This is a genomic window from Streptomyces sp. M2CJ-2, from assembly GCF_016757295.1.
Lineage (GTDB): Bacteria > Actinomycetota > Actinomycetes > Streptomycetales > Streptomycetaceae > Streptomyces.
Genome location: NZ_JAESIF010000142.1, coordinates 1 through 6,802, shown reverse-complemented (window position 1 = coordinate 6,802; position 6,802 = coordinate 1). Strand labels below are relative to the sequence as shown.

The 6,802-nt window shown below is 68.6% G+C and carries 6 protein-coding genes and 2 pseudogenes; 6 read left to right on the top strand and 2 right to left on the bottom strand.

All coding sequences use genetic code 11. From position 1 onward, the window contains the following. Positions 1-286: 286 nt before the first annotated feature. On the top strand, positions 287-1,465 hold the full coding sequence (locus JL475_RS37640; RefSeq protein ID WP_202282712.1) for a DUF2235 domain-containing protein: 1,179 nt from the start codon (positions 287-289) through the stop codon (positions 1,463-1,465). Positions 1,466-1,664: 199 nt separating this feature from the next. On the opposite strand, the gene JL475_RS37635 is transcribed toward JL475_RS37640, so the two are convergent. Continuing rightward, positions 1,665-2,018, bottom strand: a complete 354-nt coding sequence (locus JL475_RS37635) for a hypothetical protein (RefSeq protein ID WP_202282711.1) — start codon at positions 2,016-2,018, stop codon at positions 1,665-1,667. Between the two features lie 55 nt (positions 2,019-2,073). On the opposite strand from JL475_RS37635, the gene JL475_RS37630 reads away from it, so the two are divergent. From JL475_RS37630 to JL475_RS37610, 5 genes and pseudogenes are all read left to right on the top strand, one after another. Next, positions 2,074-2,790, top strand: coding sequence for an IS6 family transposase (locus JL475_RS37630; protein WP_202282710.1), 717 nt, complete (start codon positions 2,074-2,076; stop codon positions 2,788-2,790). Between the two features lie 67 nt (positions 2,791-2,857). Next, positions 2,858-3,668: pseudogene (locus tag JL475_RS37625) on the top strand (IS5 family transposase). 202 nt (positions 3,669-3,870) lie between these two features. Then, positions 3,871-4,542, top strand: coding sequence for an MBL fold metallo-hydrolase (locus JL475_RS37620; RefSeq protein WP_202282709.1), 672 nt, complete (start codon positions 3,871-3,873; stop codon positions 4,540-4,542). 239 nt (positions 4,543-4,781) lie between these two features. Beyond that, positions 4,782-5,390 (top strand): annotated as a pseudogene (locus JL475_RS37615) (DUF6461 domain-containing protein); the annotation flags it as partial. Between the two features lie 212 nt (positions 5,391-5,602). Then, positions 5,603-6,271: a phosphotransferase gene (locus JL475_RS37610; RefSeq protein WP_202282707.1), complete on the top strand. Its 669-nt coding sequence runs from the start codon at positions 5,603-5,605 to the stop codon at positions 6,269-6,271. A gap of 229 nt (positions 6,272-6,500) precedes the next feature. On the opposite strand, the gene JL475_RS37605 is transcribed toward JL475_RS37610, so the two are convergent. Next, positions 6,501-6,692, bottom strand: coding sequence for a hypothetical protein (locus tag JL475_RS37605; RefSeq protein ID WP_202282706.1), 192 nt, complete (start codon positions 6,690-6,692; stop codon positions 6,501-6,503). Positions 6,693-6,802 lie beyond the last annotated feature (110 nt).

The following is a 6,802-nucleotide window of genomic DNA, read 5'->3' as shown; positions in this document are numbered from 1 at the left end:
CCAGCTCGAACACGGCCGCACCACCTGAACGAAGATCACGAAACGTCACGAATGGTTACCGAGAAGGATTCAGTGGCTGCTGTCCCCTCAAACAGGCCGCTGGGGCCAGGGGGTCGGCGCTGCTCGGCTGCGGCGAATGGCGAGGCCGGCGGAGCGGTGCGATCATCGAATCAGTCCTGTCGGCCGATAGGCCTCGGCGCGCGAAGGTGAGGCGCCGCGAGACCGGCGGGGCGGGCGATGACATCGATGATGTGCGGGCTGGAATCTCTCCCTGGAGGAGGAGGTCATGGCCAAACGCCTGATCGTCTGCTGTGACGGCACGTGGAACCTCGCCGACCAGCCCAGCAAGACGAACGTCACCAAGGTCGCCCTGGCGGTCCGGCCGCGAGCCGCCGGGATGGAGCAGCGTGTGTACTACCGCAGCGGCGTCGGCACACGCCGATGGGAGCGCTTGCGCGGCGGCGCGTTCGGCATGGGGCTGTCCGGGAACGTCATGGATGCCTACCGGTTCCTTGTCTGCGACTACGAACCCGGTGACGAGCTGTTCCTGTTCGGCTTCAGCCGGGGCGCCTTCACCGCCCGCAGCCTGGCCGGCCTGGTACGCAACAGCGGCATCCTGCGCCGGGAGAACGCAGACCGGGTCAAGGACGCGTGGGCCCTGTACCGCGACCGGCTCGAGAAGCCGACCGGTACGGCCTCGACGCTGTTCCGCCGGGCGTACGCTTATGAGACGGAGATCCAGTTCATCGGTGTGTGGGACACGGTCGGCGCCCTCGGTATCCCGCTTCCAGGTGCCGGTGGCACGCCGAACAATGGTGCCTGGTGGCTCAAACCGATCGATCTGGTCAACCGTCGGTGGGGGTTCCATGACACCCAGTTGAGCAGCTGGGTGAAGGGAGCCTTCCATGCGCTGTCCATCGACGAGCAGCGAACACCGTTCCGGCCGACGCTGTGGCACCAGCAGCCCGGTGCGGCCGAGCACGGCCAGGAACTGAAGCAGGTATGGTTCACCGGATCGCACAGCGACGTCGGCGGCGGCTACAAGGAGACGGCGCTGTCCGACATCACCCTGCTGTGGATGGTTGCCCAGGCCCGCAGATACGGGCTGGAGTTCGACACGGAAGCCCTCAGCGAGGCAGGTCCACGCGACATCACCCCGGACCGGGGCATCGATTTCGGGGTGCGGCCCGATCCCATGGGCACAGTGCACAACTCACGCAGGGGCCCGTACCGGCTGGCCCGACCGTGGCACCGGCCCATCGGACAGGCCGCAGATGACCAGGGTCGTCTCGACGGGTGCGAATACCTCTCGGCGACCGCCAAGGACCGCCACGACAGGGACGCGTCCTACCGGCCGCCCGAACTCACCCGCTATCTCACTCAGGGGCGGATGCGCCTCGAACCGGTGCCCCTGACCGCCCCCGACGCACACCTGTTGCCCACCAGCACCGGCCGTCATACGTAGCCGCGGGCCCGGTGTCGAGTTCGTGGTCGCTCAGAAGAGCCCGAAGCCGTGCGGGTCCAGAAGGCGCCATGGCCTGAGTGTCGGATGTCTGCAGCAGAGCACGTGCGGATCGGAGCGTTCTGTCATGCCGGTCAGTATCTACGCCCGGCTTCGGCCGACTCTATGAAGGTGTCTGTTCCCCGGAATTGGTTGTGGGCGCTCACGAGCCTTGTGGCTGCGGGACGGCAGCAAGGTGAACGAGCACGCCTTGGAGGAGCGCGTTGACATACGTGCGCGGTGGGAGGTCGTGCATGTCGATGCGACTCGGATGAGTGCTGATCTGCCGGTGTAGGACGTCATCAGCGCCGTTGCGGAAGCCGGCGAGCTTCTTGACGTACGCCTTGTCGGTCCTCCCCCAGGACACATTGGCAACCACGCCCTGGAACGTGCTCTGTCCGAAGGCCGGTGGAACGTGGTCGAGGATCGCGCGCAGCAGCATCTGGCAGGCGTACGGGTGCTGGCCGGCGTAATTGGCGGTGAGCTCGCGGACCAGGCCCAGCAACGGCGCTGTCACGTTGGTTGACCGGGTGGGATGATCTTCGGGTTGATCAGGCTGGGAGGAGTCCTCGGTGGACAGTGCGCCCTCGTACAAGGGGCACCGGTATCCGGTCGAGGTGATCTCCCACTGCGTGCGGCTGTACTTCCGCTTCCCGCTCAGCTTCCGGGAGGTCGAGGAGCTGATACTCGAGCGCGGTGTGATCGTCTCCTACGAGACGGTGCGCCGCTGGTGTCTGAAGTTCGGCCAGGCCTACGCCAACGGACTGCGCCGCCGCCAGCCGCGGCCCGGGGATAAGCGGCATTTGGACGAGGTGTTCGTCAAGATCAACGGGGAGCGGAAGTACCTGTGGCGGGCCGTCGACCAGGACGGCAACGTTCTCGACATCCTCATGCAGAACCGTCGGGACAAGGCCGCCGCCCGGCGCTTCTTTCGCCGCCTGATGAAGAAGAAGCATACGGTCCCCCGGGTGGTCGTCACGGACAAGCTCCGCTCCTACGGCGCCGCCCACCGCGAGGTCATGCCCTCCGTCGAGCACCGGCAGTCGAAGTACCTCAACAACCGGGCCGAGAACAGCCACCAGCCCACCCGGCAGCGCGAACGGGCCATGAAGGGCTTCCGCAGCGTCGGCGGAGCCCAGCGGTTCCTGTCCGCGTTCAGCGGCATCTCGCCCCACTTCCGGCCCCGCCGCCACCTGATGACCGCTACCGAATACCGCCTCGAGATGACCACCCGCTTCGCTGTCTGGGACCAGGTCACCGGCGCCGCCGGCCAGCCCGCCGAAGCCTGAGCAGCAGCCCGAAACCCCGGCCCCACCACACCCCGACGCACCATCAGAGACCCACGCAGCCAACAATGTGACAGCGCCATTCGCGGTCCTGCTGCCCGATCGGCCGGAGTTCCACCCGGACCATCCGCTCGGCTGCCACCGCCGGCGCATCAGCGACCGGATCATCTTCGACAAGCTGCTGCAACTGCCGTGCTTCGGTTGTTCTTACGAGGCGATCGCCGACACGACCTGCCCGGCCACCACGATCCGCAGCCGCCGCGACGAATGGATACGACGGGGCGTCCTCGCCCGGCTCAGGCAGATCGCGCTGGAGGCCTACGACCGGATCGTCGGCCTCGTCCTCGACCGGATCGCCGTCGACTGCTCCATCACCAAGGCGCCCGGAGGCGGCGAGGTGGCCGGTCGCTCCCCGGTCAACCGCGGCAAACAGGGCCTGAAACGCTCGGGCATGACCGACGGATACGGCATTCCACTGGGCCGCGTCCTGGCCGGCGCCAACCGCCACGACTCCCCGCTGCTCGCCCCGACCCTGGACCGCCTGGACGACCTCGGCCCGTTGCCCAGCGACGTCACCGTGCACCTAAGACGCCGGCTACGACTCGGACAAGACCCGCACTCTGCTCCACGAACGCGGCCTGCGCGGCCGCATCGCGCACAAAGGCGAGCAGGCGCCCATCCAGGCCAGTCAGCGCTGGCACGTGGAGCGCACCCACGCCTGGCAGAACGCCTTCCACCGGCTCGCCCGCTGCTACGAGCGGCGCGCCACCGTCGTCGACGCCTTCTTCGAACTCGCCGACACGATCATCACCGTGCGCAGCCTGATCCGGCGGGCATGGACCACTCACCGCTGGGACGAACGCCCGAACCGCCGCCCATGACCAGCCCCCGTGCGCGGGGTCTTGTGCGGCCAGAGACTGGACCACTGCGATCGACGCATTGCGGGAGGTCCTGGCCTCGCGGGGCGTTCCACCTCGGCCGTGCAGGGGACGCGCGTTGGCGGGCTTGATCGTATCTCGCACACCTGGTGAGCCGTCAGCGAACGAAGACATGGCCGCCCTGGCGGCCGTGCAGGCTGGGGGCATGGATGTGATCGAGGTACTGCCGAGGCTGCGCATGCTCCGCTTCCCGGTGGGGGCGGCCTATTTGTGGCGGGACGACGACGAGCTGACCCTGATCGACACCGGGACGGCGGACTGCCCAGCGAAGATCGAGGAAGTACTGGAAGGCGAGCTGCGGCGGATTGTGCTGACGCACTGGCACGAGGACCATACGGGCTCGGCCGCCGAACTGGCCGCCCGGCACGGCGCGGAGGTGGTGGCTCACCGGCTGGAGGCGCCGGTGATCCGGGGCGAGGCGGCCGGGGCGCCACCGGTACTGGAGGAGTTCGAGGTGCCGATCCGGGCGGCCCTTCCGCCACTACCCCCGGCCCCGCTGTGCCGGGTGGACCGGGAGGTGGAGGACGGCGATGTGCTGGAATTCGGCGGCGGGGCGGTGGTGGTCGCGGTGCCCGGGCACACGGACGGGTCGATCGCGCTCCACCTGCCCGGGCTAAGGGCGCTGTTCACCGGCGACGCGGTCGCCAACGTCGGCCAGACCATGCTGGGTGTCTTCAACACCGACCGCACCCGGGCCGTCGAGTCGCTCCACCGGCTTGCCAAGCTGGAGGTCGACACGGCGGTCTTCGGGCACGGTGACCCAATCTCGCACGGTGCGGCGGCCGCCCTGCAAGCAGCAGCAGCCTCAGCAGTGTGACGAAGGTCAGCTCTTCGGTAGGCTGGGCGGTTCGATCCCAACGGAACCTGTGCCTGTCCCATCTGCCCACCGGCCCCAGTAGCCGCCTATCTGCGCGGCCCCTAAGTGATCATTTCTGGTCCTGACGCATTCAGGGGCAACGCCTTCCGGATGGCCATCATCGTTCCCTGTGGAGGTGAGCAAAGATGAGCGAGTTGCCGACAGGGCCTTCCCTCGACTGAGCCCGTGCAGCATCGTGGTGCACCACGTTCACCCGTGGCATCACACCGGACGACGTACTCCTCCGCTACGGCGCCCTCCCGGGAGACGCCCGGATAATGCCGAAGCTGGAGGCAGCCCGCCTGGGCTTCGATGCTTACCGGGCTGGGACCCCGAAGTCGGTGCTGCGGGTCGGTTCGCTGGGCGACTGGTCGTTCTGCTACGAGGAATGGGGAGTCCTGGGCGGCCTGCCCGGCCTCCTGTCGAGGCTCTCCTGTGACACGGAGACATTCACCGTCGACAGTAATATCAGCATGGACACCTTCGGGTACTGGCGCGACGGCCGGTGCACCGAAGCCTTCGAACCGGATGAGCCGGGCACTCGGCGGCTCCCGCCGCATCCCTGGTGGGATGCCCTACAGGAACGACGGGAAGCAGCCGGGGGCAGCGAGCCCGGACTGGTGGCGGCGGTCCGGGTGATCGGCGACCGCATGGGCGCCGTCTTGGACGACGCCACTCTCGACGGCCCCCTGCCGACCGTGCTGCTCGGAGACGACCGTCCGCCCCGACCGTCCTGGCCCGGCGGCCGGGGCCGGGGAGCCGGGGTCCTACTCACCGGCGGGGCCGGCCCGGACGTCCCGCCGGCCTGAGCGGGCCGCACCGCGCCGCCCGGCGGCGGCGTGCTTCACGACCCCGCGACACGCACCGGCGGCCGGAGCAGGTCAGCCGGTGGACCGGCGGGGGTCCGCAACGCACGAGACTCCCGTGCCGTTGAGAGATGGTGGGTCTTCGAAGCTAATGCCGCATCAAGCAACGTTCGCCCTGTTGGCGGCTGGTACACCGTCAGGACAGACTGCCCTGCATGCAGTTGATCGGGCAGGGGCGGGACGCTGACGTGTATGCCCTGGACGAGTCCAGAGTGCTGCGGCGTTACCGGCAGGGGGGACCAACGGAGCTGGAAGCGCGGCTGATGACACATCTGGCGGCCTGTGGGTATCCCGTGCCGAAGGTGTACGAGATCACCGATACCGACATGGTCCTGGAGCGGCTGACCGGGCCGACGATGCTGGAGGTGCTGGCCCGGCGCCCGTGGCGGGTCGGATCCCTCGGCCGGACGCTGGGCGGCCTGCACGACCGGTTGCATGCGCTACCGGCGCCGACGTGGCTGCCCCGGCGATTCGCGACGGCAGGCGACGACCGGGTGCTGCACCTGGACCTGCATTTGGGCAACGTGCTTCTGACCCGGCGGGGCCCCGTGGTGATCGACTGGCGCAACGCGGGCGCTGGTGATCCCGCTGCGGATGTGGCGATGACCATGGTGACCATCGGCTGCGCGGAGATCCCCGGACTGGCCGCCCGCCTGGGGCGGGGTCTGCTGGTGAACAGCGTACGCAAGGGCTGCTGGACCGATCCTGCGGGACGTATCCGGGAAGTGGCCGAAGCCAAGCTGGCCGACCCGTACCTCACGCCTGCGGAGGCGGCGTGGCTGCGGCGTCGTGCCGGTGGCCGGACCGGGCAGCCGGGCTGCTGATCGGTGGCCGGGCGGGTGCGGGTTCGGGAGATCGATGTCGATGAGGGGCAGCGGCTGCTGCGGACGGGGTGAACTCGGCCATTTCGCAACACCAGCGCGCCAGCGCGTAGGGGTCGCGTGCGTCGACCGTCGTGTGCGACAGGGTCAGGCTCATCAGGACGTGCTCTTTCTGGAAGGGGTACGGCCTTGTTCAAGAGACCGGTTCGGAAGGCCGGTTCGGGCGTCCGGTTCAGGCGACTGGTTCGGAAAACCCGATCCGGGCGGTCTCCTCCGCCTCGCGCAGGGCACGGGTCGTGACCCGGGAGGCGAAGACGATCGCCGCCGCCAGTCCGACGCCGCAGACGACGAAGGTGGTCTCCGGGCCCAGCCAGCGCCCCAGTCCGCCGCCGAGGAGCGCCCCGACCGGCACCGCGCCAAGCACGATCAGGCGGTAGCTGCGATATCTCGGCCTCGTGTCAGTGAATCCTTCTCGGTAACCATTCGTGACGTTTCGTGATCTTCGTTCAGGTGGTGCGGCCGTGTTCGAGCTGG